We start from the raw sequence: 19,890 nt of genomic DNA, 5'->3' as shown, positions 1-19,890 counted from the left end.
GTACATCAATAAATTTATATTCGATAGGAATATTAATAATATTAAAATTAGCATTATTTAAAATGCACAACGGGTAAATAAAGTGTCAATTTTATAACATAACAAATAGAAAAGTTAAAATAATGAAAACTCATAGGTTGAAGAATATAACTTTAATACTAATATTTCTATTATCTGCCACAATATATTCGCAGGTAACTCTAGAAAAAGAAATTAAAATTACAGATTTGGCCATGTATTTTGATGGTGATAGAGTACCATTAAACACAACAACAAATTCATCAACAGGTTACGATTATGTTTATGGAACGGCACTAACACCTCATGGAGATTGTATAAAAGTTTTTGGAGATTTTGTTTTTTTAACTTGGTATAGAGGGGGTAAAAACGATCGACATGTAATGTTGACTAGGTATAACCAAAAAACTGGGGTTCAAAAAACAATAGAATTCCCACACCAACATACTGGTTATAATGGAAGATGGTGGATAGGTGAAACACATAACACTATTGCAGTAGGTATTTCTCCAAAAAACGGAACAATCCACATGGTGTACGATATGCATAGAAATGGTAGAATTGCAGCATTTGCAAATGACTATTTAAGATATTCTTACACGACACTAAATGCAGCAACAGTTCCAGATGATGAGTTTACCATTGATCTATTTGTGCAATCACCTAATAATAATTACAAACATTTAAGGTTTCCTGGAATTACAGATGATAATACCACTAAATTGTTAACATATCCTGCCTTTTTTACAAATGACGAAGGTGATTTGTTTATGAAAAATAGGTTTGGTTTTTCAGAAAATGGTAAGTTTTTATTTGCTAAATATGATGGGAATGACTGGGAAGGCTATACAGATTTTAACAGAACAAGCGCTTCTAGTCATGGTAGCCCATACAATTGGGGTTTATATGGAGATATAAAATACTTCAATGGAAAAATAAGAATTGGTTTTCAACAAAGAGCAAATGTAAAAAATGATAAATATCAATATCAAAACGGATTTTATTATGCATATTCTGATGATCCAAGTGGATTAACACAATGGAAAGATCATGAAGGTACTGGTTTTACAAGACCTCTTGCAAAATCAGATTTAATTAAAATTTCAGAACCTGGAGATTTAGTAGAAACTACAGCTGTTAATCAAGTTTACATGGTACAAGGTTTTGATTGGACTGTTACAGATAATGAAGATATACACTTTATAGGTAGAGTAAAGGATAATGAAAATAACGTAACGAAACAGGTACACACGTATAAACCAGCTGGAGCTAATGATTTTATTACCTCAACAGATTTTTCTGGTGCTGAAGCAATATATGCTGCAGGAGATAAAGTTTATCTTATAGGTCTAAACTCTTCAGGAAGACCCTTTGTAGAAGAAGCACTTGGAGGTACTAATCTTTTTACAAGAGTATATGAACAGACTTCTGGTAAACGTTTTAGAAAAGGGCAGGTTTATATTTCAGACGGGAAACTGTATTATTATTTGTTAGAAAACAACACTACAGATAAAGATGATACACAACCAACATATTTACAAATTATAGATTTAAATGTTGTAACTGGCCCTCAACCTTTTGCTGTAAATTTAGTTACTCCAACAGATAATCAGTCATTTTGGGAAGGAGAAGAAATACAATTGTACGCAACTGCAACTGCAGATGAAGGAGAAATAACAAAAGTTGAATTTTTGATAAATAATGTTGTATTACAAGAAGATACCACAAAACCATATCTCTTAGATTGGACACCAGATTCAAATGAAATATACAAATTAAAAGCAGTGGCATACAAAACCAATGGAGAAAGCATAAGTACTTCAGAAATTACGATTGATGTTAAAGAAATAGATAAATCTGATTTAACTTTAGATACTTACAGATTAAGAAATGTAGCTACAGGAAAATTCTTAACAGATGCAGGAAACAGTGCAATACCTGTTACTATGGGAGATTCAGGAAAGGAAACAAATACACACTGGACTTTTGTAAAAACAGGAGGATTTTATAATATAGACAGCGAAAGTTTTGGAATACTTAGGGCAACAGGTTCAGGTTTTGATGGTGGCAATAAACCTTTTTTCGTAGTAAGTACAGGTAAAGCTTCTCCAGCTAACGATACAGACAAAATTTGGCAAGTTTATTATAATGAATCAGATGATACGTTTAGGTTCGAGGCAGGTACAGGTGGTCGTTTTTTATATCATAATAGTGATGGTGCTGTTAATACAAGTTCTGTACCAGAAACAGATGAAAGAAGTAAATGGAAAGCCATTCCTACAAGTCAAACGCTTAGTATTACACAAGAAAAATTAAACAAATCATCAATAGCTATCTTTCCTAACCCTGCAAGAGAAAACTTTACATTAAAGTTAAACAACCTTGGCAAAGTAGCTATTAAAATTTATAATTATTTAGGAAAAGTAGTTTATAATAACACTCTTGAAGAATCTACGTTTGAAATAAATATAAATGGTTTTTCCAAAGGATTATACCTTGTTAACGTAACAGATGGTAATCAAAATGTTTATTCATCTAAATTAATGATAGAATAAAAAGTATGATTTATCTAATCCTGAAAAAAATATGAAAAAACTACTTTTTACGATTTTAGTTTTAGCTTTTTCAAGCTCCATAAAAGCACAATTATTCACTCAAGATTTTAGTGTTTCAACAGTAGTTTCAGATTACATTAGTACTGTGCCAGATATTGGTGATTTTAATGGACTAACTGAAAGTAAAACGAATTTAGTAACAAGCATCAATAATGGAGCTCTGCAATTTGAAAGAACTGAGGCAGCTACCATATATGCGTTTAGAAATTTTAATCTAACAGAAAATCCAACTTTGGTACAATTCAAATTTGATTTTGAGTTAAGTAATTATCAATCAGGTACTCAAAATCCAACTTTTAGCATTTTTATCGGGAATAGTTTTTCCAGTTCCTCATTTGGAACAAATTCTACCTACGCAAGTCGTTTTGGTATTGTTGGTAAAAATGGAACCAATGAATTTAAAGTAACTACTATAGATAATATTGGAGGTGCACCAAGTTCAAGTTATTATACAGGTAAGCAAGAAATTACCTTTATTGTAAATAATTCTGGTAGTGACCAAAGTTATACTGCACCAAATGGAAATTCAGAAGCTGTTGCTAATGGAAAAATGGATTTATGGGTTGGTAATACAAGTGTTATTAATGATTTTTCATTAAGAAACACAGCTTTTCCTAAAGCCGATATTTCAGGATTTAAAATTCAGGCGACTTCACGTTCAGGTACTGGAACTTTTTCTTTTGATAATATTGAATTCACAGATTTATTAAATAATTCAACAAGTAATGGAAACGGAACAGGAACAGGAACGCAATCTTTAACACATCCCCATATTTGGGTTTCTCCAGCAGACAGACAAGGTATTTTAGATAATATTTCTAATCATACTTGGGCAAGCAGTTTATTCAATCAATTAAAACAAAATCAGGCTTCAAGATTTTTAAATCATGCAAGTAACCCTAGCGCAGAAATTTCTATTATACCACCAATACCTGGAAATAGAACTACACATAGAACACGATTAAATATTGGTGTAGAATGTGCAATGTTGTATTATTTAACAGAAGATGAAAAATATGCACAAATTGCTTCAGATATTTTGCATCAATATGTAAAACTATTAAGCGTTCAGAATACAGATTTTCAATTTTATACAGGCAGTTTTAATCATTTAATTCCGCCAAGAGAGCTCTTTACAAGAGTAGCAATGATTTACGATTTTGTGCAACCTTTTATTTCATCCACAGGAAAAACAGTCTATGATTTAACAAGTAATAGCCAAGTTCCTTTTAATTTTGAAACCTCTCAAAAAGCCTTTGAAGTAATGGCAGATAATGTTATAGAAATAGGTGGAAATGGGTCTAATCATCCAGTGCTAGAACTTCCAGGTGCTTTGTATAGTGTAATGTGTATGGAAGATGATGCAAAGAGAGAAGCTTATTTTAATCTATTGATGAATGGTGCAGCCAATAGCAACCAACCAGGAGTAAATTGGATGTTAGATAGATTTAGTACTCAAGATCGTTTGTGGCCAGAATCTGCGGGTTATGGTAAATTCACTCATGCTTTATTTATTCAATTGATGAATATTATAGATGATTATCAGCCTGATTTAAATATTGTTGATAATAATAAAGACATTTTAGAAAGTATTTTTATTTATGAAAACTTCTTATATCCAAATGGGGCAACAATGGCTTATGGAGATATAGGTAGAAGTTTTACTGACCACGCACATATTTTTAGAAGTGTTCTAAAAATTGCAGATAAAAAGGGTTATACAGATTTGAAAGAAAGAGCATCATCAACCTTAAAAAAAATCTACGCTGAAGATGGAGGTTATAATCCAGTTATAGAAAATCAACGTTTAGAATGGAACAGTCCTTTACAATTACTTTGGGGTGTAAATATTGATAATTCGATTAGCGCAGATGGTGAGCCAAAATATGGAACCGTTAAAGCATCGCATGCTGGCGTTGTTATGCAACGCAATTATTCTGGAGTAGATGATAAACAAAATGGTTTAATGTATTATACAGGAGGTGGTACATATGTACATGCACACGCTTCAGGATTAGATATGGAATTGTATGGTGTAGGCTATGTTATTGGGCCAGATTTTGGTGGTTCAGCAAGCGGATATGGTTCGGAATTACATGAGCAATATGCAGTTTCTTATGCTGCACATAATACAATTATTGTAAATGGTTCTTCTGGTAGAGGTCCTAAAACAAACGGAGGTAGCACTTGGCAAAATATTGTAGATCCAATTGTATTACAGGCTTCAGAGCCAAAACCGTATGCAAACCCAATTGCTGCAAATTTTAGTTTTTCAACACAATTTTTAGATGATAATCAAAATAATGTAGATCAGCAACGCACCAATAGTATTATTAGAACAAGTAGTACTTCTGGTTATTATGTCGATATTTTTAGGTCAAAATCGAATGTAACCAATAATTATCACGATTACTTGTTTCATGGTTTAGGAGATGTTATGCAAATTAAAACAGAAGGCAATCTTTTAAGTTTAACAAATACTCCAAATAGATACCAAAATGATATAGGTGATGATAGAAAACAACCAGGATGGAGATGGTTTTCTAATACAAAAACATCTGCATTAACAAGCAATTCAATTACGGCTAGGTTCGATTTACAAGCAACAAATGATTATTTGCATGTTAACGTTCCAGGAGGTGTAGATAAAGAATATAGTGCAGCATTAGCACCTCCAACACAAGAAGTAAGCAATGGCTATGATCAAAAAGACACACAGGTTTTTGTTGCGCGTAAATATGGTGAAGCTTGGAATCAACCTTTCATTACCATATACGAACCATCAGCAAATGATGTGTCAACCATAAAATCAACCCAAAATATTATAGCAGACGAAAAAATTGTTGGTGTAAAAGTGATTTCTCAAATTAATGGACAAGAAATTATTGATTATGTTTTGTCTAATGATGATGATAATGTTGCTATTAATTTACCAGATTTCAACATTGCTTTTACAGGAAGGTTTGCCATCGTTAGAACTTTAGTTAAAGCATCTACAACAGATGTCTCCCTGTATATAGGAAAAGGAAGTCAGCTAACTTTTATAGATAATACAATAAATGCGGATGCAGATGGAAAAGCATTTTCAGAATATACTTTGGATTATATTTTATCAAATAAAGACATAAAAAAAAACCTTAATCATATTATTGCATATCCAAATCCATCAAAAGGGAAATTTCAATTAACAATTCCAGAGCATCTTAGTCAGGTGAAATTTGAAGTTTACAATATGCAATTACAATTGGTAAAATCAATCAAAAAGAAAGTCAATAATGGCTTTTTAAATATAGATATTTCAGATACTTCTAATGGTATTTATTTTGTAAAATTAAATTTAAATACGCCAGTAATTTTGAAAGTAATAAAACATTAATTTACTTAAAACCTCAATAATGAATTTTAAATCTCTTTACTACTTCTTGTTAATAGTTCTCTTTTTAGGATGTAAATCAAATCAAAAAGAATTAGACAACAATCAAAAACAATATGTTCCAACTTTTAAAGAGTTATCTCAAAACTTCAAATCTCCATCAAAAGAATACCATCCAGAAACTTGGTTCCATTTAAATGGAAACAATATTAGCAAAGAAGGATTAAAATTAGATTTGCAAGCCATTAAAGATGCAGATTTACAAGGAATTCATTTATTTAATAAAGCTGGTCGTGCTTTTCCTAATGTAAAACCAATTAAAATTTTATCCCCAGAATGGGAGGATATGATTCGTTTTGCTGCTGATGAATGCCAAAGATTAGGATTAAAATTCACCATGCAAAATTGTCCTGGTTGGTCTATGACTGGTGGGCCTTGGGTGCCTGCAAATGAGGCGCAACGTGAAGTGGTAGAAACTACGTATCACATTTCAGGAGGCAAACATTTTCAAGAAAATTTAAAGATAGATTCCCTATACCATACTCCAGATTACGATTATAAAGATATTCAGGTACTGGCTTTTCCAACTTTAGCAGGTGATGATTTAAAACCATACAATCCTTCAAAAATTGAAACAAACAATCCATTAGTTCCTTGGCAAGATATTTTTAATCCAGATTCAGAATTAACTGTTACCAGAAAAAATACTCGATTAAAAAAACCACTTAAAGAGTATAGAAAAGTAGGTGTTTCAAAAGTACAGAACCAAAAAACTTGGGTAAAAACTTCGTTTGATAAAGAGATTACTTTGCGTTCTATAGTTTTCCCTCAGTTGCGCCATATTATTACAGGTACAAATTATCCAAGAGTAGAAGTTTCGATTAAAGTAGAGGCACATATCAATAATAAGTTACAAGAAATTACAACCTTAAAAATACCAGATGCTAACTGGAATGATAGACGCAAATACCTAACCTTAGCCGTTCCAGAAACAACAGCTACTGAATTTAAATTTACTTTTTTAGGAAAACACGCTATTGCTCCAGAATCTATAAGATTAAGTGCAAAACCCAAATTGCACAATCATGAAGCAAAAGCAGCAAAAGTATTAAGACGTTTAAAGAAAGAAGTACAGTATAATTACGCAGAAAATACGATCATAAAGCCTGAGACAATCATCAACTTAACCGATAAATTATCTGCTGATGGAAAACTAACGTGGAATGTTCCTAATGGAAATTGGACAATTGTTCGTTTTGGACATATCAATATGCGATTGACCAACAAACCTGCAGTGCCAGAAGCTACAGGTTGGGAATCTTCTAAACTCGATAAAATTGCCATAGAAAATCATTTAAAAAACGGTATGATTGGAAATCTTATTAAAGATGGAGGGCCAATTGGAGATGGAAAATTACACGGTTTATTAATTGATAGTTGGGAAAGTCACGTACCTACTTGGACAATCAATTCTGAAGATATGTTAAAAGAATTTGAGCAAAGAAGAGGATATAGTTTAAAAAAATATCTACCTGCTACAATGGGTTATATTATAGAAAATACAGCAACCACAACCAAATTTTTAAGAGATCTACGCCAAACAATGGATGAAGTTTTTATTGATAATTTCTTCAAACATTTTGCAACAGTTGCGCATGAAATGGGCGCAGAAGTGTATACAGAAGGTGCTGGTGGAGAAGTTTTACCTGTAGATCCCATGCGATATTATGGTGTTAGTGATATTCCAATGACTGAGTTTTGGTATCCAAAAGCTCCATCAGATCAAAATGAATATGCAAAACCAATTTATAACGCTTCTTCAGCTACACATTTATATAATAAACCAAAATTAGCAGCTGAAGCGTGTACACAAGTTGGAGTAAAGTGGAATGAACACCCTTTTTCTGTAAAATATTTAATCGATTATAATTTTGCAAAAGGTGTAAATCACTTGGTATTTCACACGTTTTCTCATACACCACAAACAGATGTAAATCCAGGATCTAGTTTTGGTGGTAATATTGGTTTTCCTTTTGTACGCCAGCAAACTTGGTGGAAGTACATGCCAGATTGGATAGCGTATTTATCTAGAAACCAATATGTGTTGCAACAAGGAGAATATGTGGCAGATGTATTATGGTATTATGGAGATCATTTTGAACGTCCACCATTTGATTTAGATGAATTCCCAAAAGGATATAGATTTGATTATTTAAATGCAGAAATATTACAAGAAAAAATCAGTATTAAAGAAGATAAAATCCATGTTGAAAATGGAGGGGATTATCGAATTATCAAATTAAGAGATTCAGAAAGTATACTGCTATCAACAGCAAAAAAACTGAAAGAATTAGTGATGAATGGGGCAGTAATTTTGGGTGATAAACCTAAAGATTCACCAAGTTTAATGGACAATGAGAATGATTTAAAAGAATTACTTTTTATTGCTGATGAACTGTGGGATAACACCAAAAGCGGTGTAAAACAAGTTGGAAAAGGTCGAGTTTATTGGGGTAAAACCATTGATGAAGTTTTACAAGCAGAAAAAATAGCCAAAGACGTAATTGTCTCTGAAGATTTAGATATTAATTGGATTCACAGAGAAACAAAAGATGCGCATATCTATTTTGTAGCTTCTAAAGAAGAAAATCCAGTTGATTTGTCATTAAGTTTTAGAATACAAGATTTGACCCCACAAATTTGGGATGCGTTTACAGGAATTCAACAAGATGCTAAAATTTGGAAATCATCAACTAATAGAACAAATGTTGCTGTTTCTTTACCTGAAAATGGAAGCACAATTATTGTGTTTTCTAAAAGTGATAAAAAATCATTTGCATCAAAAGTAACCTTTAATAACCAAACTATTTTAGATGCCAAAACAGAGTGGTATCAAATTCATAAAACAAATGATTACCCAAAAATATCTTGGGATAAAGATGATGTTAAAGCATCAAAATCTGGAGAGTATATCTTTCATCAAAATGGAAAGGAAATTGTAAAGTCAATTGATATTAAAAAAATGTCATTACAAAACAACTGGCAATTATCTTTTGATAAAGGTTGGGATACTCCTGAGTCTATTGTTGTTGATGAATTAAAATCGTTAACTGAATTGGAAAACAAAGCCATACAACATTACTCAGGTACAATAACGTATAACAAAATTTTTGAAGTCACAGAGTTAGGAGAATTCATGAGTATTGATTTAGGAGAAGTTGCAAATATTGCAGAATTATGGTGTAATGGTAAAAAAGTGGGTGTAAAATGGGCACCTCCTTTTGAGTTTGATATTACAGACGAAATACAAGTTGGAGAAAATAAATTGGAAATTAAAGTAACCAATACTTGGCGAAATCAATTAATTTTCGATAATAAAAGACCAAAGAATTCTAAGAAAACTTGGACAACAGCTCGACCAAAAAATAATGAAACTGAATTGGAAAAATCTGGTTTAATTGGTCCAGTTAGTATCAAATTAAATCACCAATAGTACAATTATTAGTATATATAATTTATGTGATAAAAATTTTTAATTCTTTTTTTAAACTTCAAAAAATTGAATTAAATGTTAAACAATTTGTAATTTAGTATGCCTCAGGATAGGTCAGGATACTTTCTAAGACAAAACCTTAGAATTTTACCTTAATTAAAGAAGATTCATTATGACAAAAAATACTTTTAAAACACTATTGTTTTTCGCAGTAGCAATATGCTCACTTGGCTTAACTGCTCAAGACGCACCCCCTTCTGATGGTGTTTTTAGAATCCAAAATGTTGCTACAGGCAAATATTTAACAGATGCTGGTACAAGTGCATCAGCTGTTACTATGTCAGATTCAGGAGAAGCTGTAAGTACTCATTTTAGATTTGTTCAAAGTGGTTCGTATTACAATATAGATAGTGAAGTTTTAGGAATATTACGTGCACCAGGTGCTAGTGGCCCAGGAGGTGCTTATGTAGTGGTAAGTACAACTAAAGCTGCACCTGCTGGAGATACAGATAAAACTTGGACAATATTTCACAATCAAACAAATGATACTTATAGGTTTGGTTCTAGAACAACAGGAAGGTTCTTGTATCATGAAGAAAATGGGACAGTAACTCATGCAGTAGCAGCAGATACAGATGATAGAAGTAATTGGAAACTAATTCCCTATGTACAAACTCCAGTAGAAATTGCACCTGATGAAGATACTAGCACAGATTTAAGTTGTCCATCTTCGGGTGAATTTCAGAATGACAATACTAGAAATGTAGACATACCAAATTCTGTAAATGTAGGTACAGCAGATGATAGAAGTTGTTACTCAGACTATTCAGAAAGTAGTTTTAATGGTAAAACTTGGGGTGTTTATAATATTACTGATGGTTCTAACCATTGGGATGGAGCTAGTTTACAACCAAGAATAGAGCGTTCTTTACCAAGGTCTAATGAAACTGGTGTGGGTAGTTTTGCAAGATTTAACGGAACTTTTAGAATATTAGAAGTTGGAGATGGAGGGTCTTTCAGTCAAAATGGAAGTTATTTAGCACAGGCCAAAGGAAAACATTCTGGTGGTGGTGGTTCTAATGATCCTGCAATTCTTTTATATAGAGCACATCCTGTTTATGGAGATGGCATCAATGCTGGCAAACAAGTAGCTTTTGATATTTATGCAGAACGTATTTTAGAACGTGGTGGAGAAGGTAGTGGAAGAGAAGTTGTTTTTCTTAAAAGAGTAAATAAAAATGAGGAAGTTGATTTTCAACTAGAAGTAGGTTTTAGACAAGACCCAAATGATGCAACAAAAAAAATTCATTATTGTGATGCTATAATTGGGGGTGAAGCTTTTAATTACAATATTCCTGAGCCAGAAAGAGGTTTGGAATCAGGTATAAGATATGGAGCATATAGAGTAAAAGGAGGTAGAGCTCAATTTAGATGGGCAAATACTACATATCAAAAAGCAGAGGTTAAAGATACAGGAAATACACCTCCATCTGATGATATTTTTAGATTAAGAAACGTTGCAACAGGTAAATTTTTAACTGATTCTGGTACAAGTGCTACAGCGGTTACTATGACAGATTCAGGGGAAGCTACAAACACACATTGGACTTTTGTAGAAAGTGGTTCTTATTTTAATATTGATAGCGAAACTTTAGGGATATTACGTGCACCTGGAGCAGGAGGTCCAGGAGGACCTTATGTAGTAGTAAGTACAACTAAAAATGCACCAGCTGCTGATACAGATAAAACATGGACAATTTATAATAACCAAGCAGATGGTACGTATCGATTTGAATCAAGAACTGCAGGACGATTTTTATATCATAATGCAGATGGTACTGTAACTCATTCTATTGCTACTGCAGATGATGATAGAAGTAAATGGGAAGTGATACCAACAAGTCAATCTCTAAGTATTACAGATAACGTTTTGAATGTAAAATCTTTAAAAGTATATCCTAACCCAGCAAAAGATATATTTACAATTTCATTAAGTAATATTTCAAAAGCAAATATTACTATATATAATACTCTAGGAAAAACTATTTACAAAGGTTCTACACTAAATGGAAATCTTAAAATTGAAAATAATAATCAGTTTGCTCCAGGATTATATATGGTAAAAGCTGTTACTAATGATGATAAAATATTTCACACTAAATTTATTATTAAGTAAAAGAAATAATACAATAAAAAGGAATTAATCTAATTGAACTGTTTAAAGCAAAGCTAATTTTAGATAATTCCATTAATATTAGTAGAGCAAAAGTCAATACAATTCGTATTGACTTTTGCTTTTTTTCTCCTATAACTTTTATGTTTTAATATGACAGGATACCTCAGGATATGTTTGTGAAATAAACCGTTTAGATTTGGATTAATAATAAATCTATTTAATTCAAAATAAAATTAATATTCTGCTCTTAAGTAAGAAATTAATAGCTATAGAAAATTGAAACTTTCAAAAAAAGTATTGTAAATCAAATAAAATCACAAACAACCATGATAGCAAATTCTATTAAAAATTACCGATTAATCTTAGTATTATTTTTGTTTGCATATCTTTTTTCTAATGCGACTTCAGCTCAAGTAACGTTTTTAGAAAACTCAAAAATTACAGATAAAGCTTTATATTTTTGGAAACCAGATGACCCAAAACCCTTTCACTATGGGCAAAGTATTAATCCTCATGGAAACTGTATGAAAGTTTCCAATGGTTTTGTGTTTTTTACTTGGTATCGTGGAGGATGGGCAGATCGTACTTTAATGATCTCAAGAAAAAAAATTGGAGAAGGTTCATGGGTACATGTTGCATTGCCTGCAAAAATGAGTTTGGTAGGAGGTAAAGGAGATACACACCTAACAACAAATGTTGGTATATCTTCTATAGACGGAACAGTTCATTTAATGTTCGATCATCATAATGAAGATTTAAATTATATAAGATCAAAAAAAAATATAGCTTACGGACCTGATAGCGAATTTACTGCTGCAAATTTCCTGCCTCAACAAAACTATTTAATTCTAGGCAAAAAAGTAACTGGTGTTACTTATCCAGATTTGTTTAATAATGATAAAGGAGAAATGTATTTTGAAAGAAGACTTGGTTCTGCTGTAGGAGGTGATATTATTATGACGTATTATAATGGAGATACTTGGTCTCCTGAAACGACTATTATAAAAGGAAGAGGTTCAGAAGTTTCGCAGGGTGAAAGAAATTTTGCTTACGGTAGTGCTCATTTTATAAATGGTAAGTTTTATTACGCATATTCACCAAGATGGGCAGAGTCACCAACACGTTTAAACGAAGGAGTATATTTAATGGAGTTGGGTGAGAGAATGAATGATAAAGCAACTACAGTAGATGGTAGAAGTTACAACTTACCAATTATAGATCATGCTCCGTTTTTAATTGCAGATCCAAGAAGTGTTCCAGATAATGCAGGATGGGCAGGAGGTCCTCAAGTAGCTATTTCGCCTAAAAATGATATATACATGTACCAAAAACCAAAAGGGACATCAAATTATAACTACCTAAAAAAAGCTAACGAAAAAGAGTTTGTGGTTGACAGAAATAAAGGCTCTCTAGGTATTTTTTATGGAAAACGTATGTATAAATTCAATATTTCTAACGGAAATTTTATTGTAACTAGTGCTTTGGCTGGCACTTATAATTGGCGAGAGGATTTTAGAAGAAGTATTGGGCTTAGTGTTAAAAAAAGCATCACAATAATGAATGATGGTATTATAGCAATGGTATTTAGTGAAGTAAAAAATAGCGCAGAAGTTCCTGTACATTGTTTTGTTTTTCAATTAGAAAAAGAAGAATACACTCCACAAACCATCAATTTTGATGTTTTAATAGAAAAAACAGAAAGCGATGCTAATTTTGAATTAACAGCTACAGCAACCTCTGGTTTGCCAGTAACTTATACTTCATCTAACACAAATATAGCACGTATAGTAGAAGGCAATAAAGTAAAGATTATGGGTGTTGGTTCATGTGATATTATTGCAAGTCAAACTGGAAATGGGGACTATAACAATGCAGCTGATGTATCACAGACTTTAGTTATAAATGCAAATACATCGAAAGCAGATCAAACAATAGACTTTAGTTTGTCAACAACAAATTTTGTTTGGGGTTCTGCAGATGAAACTTTAAATGCAACTGCTAGCTCAGGTTTACCTGTTGAATATGAAAGTACAGACCCTAATGTAGCTGTTATTGTTGATGGAAAATTACAAGTAAAACGAGCAGGGAAAACTACAATTAATGCGTTGCAAACTGGAAATGAAACATTCAATGCAGCCCCAATAGTAGGTTATGAGTTGAATGTACCCATACGTGAACAGGTGATTAATTTTCAAAATATTCCTACTGTAACTTCAGGTGATCCAGCTTTTAGTCTAAATGCTACTAGCAATAATCCAGATGCCAAATTAAGATTTGTTGCCCCTAATAATCAAGTGGCTATTGTATGGAGTAATCGAGTAAGACATGCATTGGGTGCAGGTACAGCAACAGTTACAGTTTCTGATACAGGAAATGAATATTTTACAGGAGCTCAAGCTTCAAAAACAATTACAGTTCAAGCTAAAACACATAAAATTCCAACTGAAATAGAAGCTGAATATTATACTTCTAAAAGTGGTGTAAGTGTAACAAGATGGAGTAATTCTGTGTTTTACTTAAACTCTTGGAATGTAAATGATTTTGCAGAATATACTATTGATGTTCCAGAAGATGGAACTTATGAATTAGAAGTTTTTGCAGCTTCAACCACAACTGGTAAAAAGTTGAAAATTATGAAGGGTTCAACTCTACTCAAATCTGTAACTCTTGTTAAAACACCAAATTTAACCCGATTCTTATCAACCAAAACCACAATTGAGCTTCAAAAAGGGATACAAAAAATTAAAGTTGTTGGAGAAGTTGGTGGGTTTAATTTCGATAAAATGATTATTGGTGATGCCTCTAATCAAGGAGGAGATCAAGGTTCAGACAATATATTTTGGTTCAGAAATGTGGCTACTGGTCAATTTTTAGGAGAAGGGACTTCTAGTGCACAACCGGTTATTATGCACAATACTGAAGGAGATAAAGACAGGCAGTGGGAGATTACTGATGTTCCAAATACAACTTTTGTGAATATCGATAATATGAATAGTGGTATTTTACGTGCTACAGGAGCTAATTTTGGGGCAGGGGCTTATGCAGTAGTAAGTACAACAAAGGTTGCCCCAGCTTCAGATTCAGATAAAATATGGACTTCTCATTTTAATGAAACTAATAATACCTATCGTTTTGAGGCAGGTACTTCTGGTCGTTTTTTATATCACAATGAAGATGGTACTGTAATTACAACTGCAGTTGATGATACAGATGAAAGAAGTATATGGAAAGTACTTCCAACTAGCCAACCATTAAGAGTGAAAGATGAAAAATTAATTGAATCTAAACTAATAATATATCCTAACCCAGCAAAAAATATATTTACAATTTCATTAAGTAATTTTTCGCAGGCAGATATTACTATTTATAATACTTTAGGAAAAACTATCCACAAAGATTCTATACTAAATGGAAATCTTAAAATTGAAAGTAATAGTCAGTTTTCTCCAGGATTATATATGGTAAAAGCAATTACAAATGATAATAAAGTATACCATACAAAATTAGTCATTAATTAAAAAAAGGTAAGCTTTTAAAAAGCCAGAAGAAATTTATTCTTCTGGCTTTTTATTTTTAGAAAACAGGATATAACAGGATAGAGTTCTCATAGTTACTTAATAAATTTCATTAATGAAAAGGCGTAATTTTTACAACAATATACAAGAGAAAGAACAGGTTGTTGTATTCATTAATGTAAAAATAGAAATATATAAAGTCAATTAAATTTAATATCAAAGAAACTGTTTTTATGAAAACTCCATTATTTAAATTTAAATTGTTCTTGCTTTTTTTAATACTTACAAGCTTTTATTCGGTCAACGCACAAAAAAATGTGTTAATTTTTATGGTTGATGATTTAAGAGATGAGTTAAATTGTTACGGTAATACACATATTCAAAGTCCAAATATTGATAAGTTAGCTACAGAGGGAGTAAAATTCAATCAAGCTTATGCTCAACAAGCTATATGTGCTCCATCACGTATGAGTATTCTAACAGGCTTAAGACCAGAATCTATAGGTATTTATGATATTTTCACAAGATTAAGGTCTGTTCATAGCGAGGTAGTTACCATGCCGCAATTATTTAAAAACAACGGTTATGAAACTGTTAGTATAGGTAAAGTATATCATCATGGTATAGATGATAAAAGTAACTGGACAACTTATATTGGTAAAAAGGATAATACATATGTTTTACCTGAAAATGCTGGAATTAAGCCTGCTAATGAAGATGCAGACGTTGATGATGACGTATATAAAGACGGAACAGTAGCAAGAGATGCTATTACTACTTTAAACTCGATAAAGGATGATAAGTTTTTGATGGTTCTAGGTTTTAGTAAACCTCATTTACCTTTTAATGCTCCTAAGAAATATTGGGATTTATATAACTTAGATAATATTGAAGTGCCAAGTAGAGATAGACCAACAGACATGTATAGTTTAGCACTAACAAATTATGGAGAGTTACGAGGTTATGATGGAATACCTGATTCTGGAGATTTGAATGATGAGCTTACAAAAAAACTAAGGCAAGGATACTATGCATGTGTTAGTTACGTTGATGCTCAAGTAGGAAGAGTTTTGGATGAGTTAGAAAGATTAGATTTACGAAAAAACACTATGGTTATTTTTATGAGTGATCATGGTTATAAAATCGGAGAATATGGGTCTTGGAACAAGCATTCTAATATGGAGATTGATACAAAGGTACCTCTAATCATTAGTAGAGAAACAAGTCACGAATCACGTAAAACAAATGTTTCATCAAATGCATTGGTAGAAAATGTAGATATTTTTTCAACTATTATAGAAGCTTGTAATTTAGAATCTCCTATAATCGATGGTAAAAGTATGTTACAGCTTATAGATAATCCAGATATGGATTGGAATGATGGGGCTTACTCTTTATACCAAAAAGGGGCTATTATGGGAGTTACTGTTACGGATGGAGAGTGGAGATACACAGAATGGAGAGATGGAACGACACAAGCAATAAATAAAAAAGAGTTGTACTTTCATGGTGTAAGTCAAGTTGCAGATAAAAATTTAGCAAATAAACCAGAGCATTCTCAAGTTCAAGATAGAATGGCTAATTTGCTATACAAAAGATTTCCTTTAGATATGGAGTCGTTCTTTTCTGATAGAAATATTGGTGATAATTCAGGAATATTAAAATTTGAGGTTTCAGTTACTTCTCCAGCAAATAATACTGTTTTTAATTTAGGTGAAGATATTGAGATACAGGCAGAAGCAACAGCAGAAGAAGGTAGTAGTATTTCTCAGGTTTCTTTTAGAATAAATGGCGAAGTTTATCAAACAGATACTACTGCTCCATATTCTGCATCTTGGACACCATCTGTTGTAGGTACTTACACTATAGATGCTATTGCAACTAAAGATGATGCCAGCACTTTAATCTCTGAAAAAAACGATGTTATTATAACAGAACCTGGAACGAATCCTGTTTATCATTTGCAAAAATATAATAGTCCAACATTTGCTATGGATGCTGGCACAAATGATGACAATGTAAAACTTTGGCAAAGTAATGAGAATGATATTAACCAACAATGGGAAGAAGTAAATGTAGAACAAGATTTTTATATGTATAAGAAGCGTAATGCAGAATTGTGTTTGGATGCAGGTGATGGTGCTGTAGATAATCAAAATGTGGCATTAAGTGATTGTAATTCTAACAATCAAAATCAACATTTCAAAAAAATAGGATTTGGAGATGGTGAAAATTATCGTTTGCAAAAACGTAACGAGCCTGGGTATTCTATAGATGGAGGTACAGGAGCCAATAATGGACAGAACGTAAAATTATGGGTAAATAGGTCTGCTATTACATCAAATCAAGTATGGGTATTTAAGGCTGTTGGTACTTTGTCAACAAATAATTTCGTTTTAGATAATAATACTGTTAAAATATATCCAAATCCTGCAAAAGATGCATTTACAATTTCAATAAGTAATATCTCAAAAGCAAATATTACTATATATAATACTTTAGGAAAAACTATTTACAAAGGTTCAACACTAAATGGAAATCTTAAAATTGAAAATAATAATCAGTTTACTTCAGGTTTATATATGGTAAAAGCTGTTACGAATGATGATAAAATATATCATACTAAATTAATTATTCAATAAAACTTTTGATAAATTAAATTATACAAAGCCAAAAGAAATAGGTTTTCTTTTGGTTTTTTTATTTTTAAGAAACAGGATAAAACAGGATAGGTTTTAAATACAATATCAATAAGTTTAAAAAATAAAATATAACCCAAATGAAAAGACGTAACTTTCTTCAACTTTCAGCATTTGCAGGTGTTGGTTTAACCTTACCAATGTCAGGATTATTAAACGCTTGTACCAATCACCCAGAACATTCTTTAGAGTTTAAAAACCTGATTACAGATCTATTAAAAGATTGGAGTGACGGAATGCTAAAAGTACAAATCAACAATCCATCCAATTTAGAGGTTCATGGTGCATTGGGATGTCCTTCTTGCTCACATATTCACGGACGTTGTATGGATGCAGTATATCCTTTTTTATATATGGCAGACAAAACTGGTGACGAAAAATATATAGAAGGTGCTAAATTAGTTATGACTTGGGCAGATAATAACGTATCTCAAGAAAATGGTGCTTGGACCGTAATTAAAAACCCAAAGTCTTGGAAAGGAATTACAATTTTCGGAGCCATAGCCTTAGCTGAATCATTACATTATCATGGGCATGTTTTAGACGAAGCTACTAGAAAAGCTTGGACTATACGTTTAGAAAAAGCAGGTCAATATATTTATGACACATTTACAATAGACTTTACCAATATCAATTATCCAGGAACAGCAGTTTATGGATTAAATTTAATAGGAAATGTTTTAAATAGAGATGATTTTAAAGCAAAAAGTAAAAAATTAGCTTCAGAAGTAAAAGCATATTTTACAGAAAATGAAAGTTTGTTATTTGGCGAATGTAAAAAAAGCTCAAGTAAATTAAGTGAAAAAGGCTTACATGGAGTAGATTTAGGTTACAACGTAGAAGAAACTTTGAATAGCTTGGTAATGTATGCTATAAAGGAGAAAGATGAAGAGTTACTGCAAATCTTAACCAAATCCTTAAATAGTCATTTAGAATTTATGTTGCCAGATGGAGCTTGGGACAATAGTTGGGGTAACAGAATGTATAAATGGAGTTATTGGGGAAGCAGAACCTGTGATGGAAGCCAACCTGCATTTGCAATGATGGCAGATATAAATCCTGCTTTTGGAACAGCAGCAATAAAAAATACAGAATTACTAAAACGTTGCACAGCAGATGGATTAATTCATGGTGGTCCAGGTTTTATTGAAGCAGATATCCCACCTTGTGTGCATCATACATTTACACATGCAAAACCTTTAGCAGCTTTGTTAGATCATTGGGATCATCTGCCAGAAATAAATGCAACTGCAAGTTTGCCTAGAAAAACCGCAGATGGTGTAAAACACTTTAAAGATTTAGATGTATTTCTTTTTGCACGTGGAGATTGGAGAGGAACTGTAAGTGCTTACGATGCAGAATATCACTATAAATACGATTTTCGTCAAGCATCAGGTGGTGCTCTAGGAGTTTTATATCATAACAAAGTAGGTCTTTTATGTGCTGCAAGTATGGCAGAATATGCTTTAGTTGAAAAAAATAACCAACAAGTACAACCTAATAAGGATATTTGTTTAACACCAAGAATAGAAACTTTTAAAGATGAGGTTTGGTATACAAATTTATACGATTTACCAGCAACAGTTGCTTCTAAAGATGAAAATGGAGCGATTGAATTGATCGCTGACGTAAAATTAAAAAATGTAGAGAGAAAAGAAGTTGAAGGAACTGCTGCTGCATTTAATATTAGTTATAATTGTATTGCAGATAAAACAGAAATTAGTGTTACTACGAAACAAGTTATTAAAGAACCAACTGCTTTTGTATTACCAATTATTTCTCCATCAAGTGAAGTTGTAACAAAGATTAGTGATAAAGAAATTACCATTCAAAAACCAGAAGGTTTGGTAACCATTAAGGCAAATACACCAATTAAAACCAAAGAAATGGAAGGAAAAAGAACTTTTAATATGGTTCCAGGAGTTGAGGCATTGCCTTTAGAAGTGTTTTTTGAAGAAGGGCAAAAGGAATTGGAAATATCTATAATTGTAAGTTAATTTT

The 19,890-nt window shown here is 32.0% G+C and carries 7 protein-coding genes; all 7 read left to right on the top strand.

Features of this window, described 5'->3' with window-relative positions; translation table 11 throughout:
- The first annotated feature begins 137 nt into the window (after positions 1-137).
- On the top strand, positions 138-2,573 hold the full coding sequence (locus tag Q0662_RS04210; protein ID WP_298947450.1) for a BNR-4 repeat-containing protein: 2,436 nt from the start codon (positions 138-140) through the stop codon (positions 2,571-2,573).
- Positions 2,574-2,604: 31 nt separating this feature from the next.
- On the top strand, positions 2,605-6,009 hold the full coding sequence (locus Q0662_RS04205; protein WP_298947448.1) for a T9SS type A sorting domain-containing protein: 3,405 nt from the start codon (positions 2,605-2,607) through the stop codon (positions 6,007-6,009).
- Between the two features lie 19 nt (positions 6,010-6,028).
- The gene (locus Q0662_RS04200) at positions 6,029-9,499 is read left to right on the top strand and encodes a glycosyl hydrolase (RefSeq protein ID WP_298947446.1); all 3,471 of its coding nucleotides are present in this window, start codon (positions 6,029-6,031) and stop codon (positions 9,497-9,499) included.
- Between the two features lie 172 nt (positions 9,500-9,671).
- Positions 9,672-11,675 carry a T9SS type A sorting domain-containing protein gene (locus Q0662_RS04195; RefSeq protein WP_298947444.1) on the top strand — a complete coding sequence of 668 codons (2,004 nt, stop codon included), beginning with the start codon at positions 9,672-9,674 and terminating at the stop codon, positions 11,673-11,675.
- A 326-nt stretch (positions 11,676-12,001) separates the two neighbouring features.
- Positions 12,002-15,193, top strand: coding sequence for a BNR-4 repeat-containing protein (locus Q0662_RS04190; protein WP_298947442.1), 3,192 nt, complete (start codon positions 12,002-12,004; stop codon positions 15,191-15,193).
- 230 nt (positions 15,194-15,423) lie between these two features.
- Positions 15,424-17,832 (top strand): sulfatase-like hydrolase/transferase, encoded by a 2,409-nt coding sequence (locus Q0662_RS04185; protein WP_298947440.1) that lies wholly within the window; start codon positions 15,424-15,426, stop codon positions 17,830-17,832.
- Positions 17,833-17,969: 137 nt separating this feature from the next.
- Positions 17,970-19,886: a hypothetical protein gene (locus Q0662_RS04180; protein WP_298947438.1), complete on the top strand. Its 1,917-nt coding sequence runs from the start codon at positions 17,970-17,972 to the stop codon at positions 19,884-19,886.
- Positions 19,887-19,890 lie beyond the last annotated feature (4 nt).

Origin of the sequence: uncultured Polaribacter sp., assembly GCF_947503855.1 — a bacterium.
Classification (GTDB): Bacteria; Bacteroidota; Bacteroidia; order Flavobacteriales; family Flavobacteriaceae; genus Polaribacter.
This window is presented reverse-complemented; position numbering and strand designations above follow the sequence as displayed.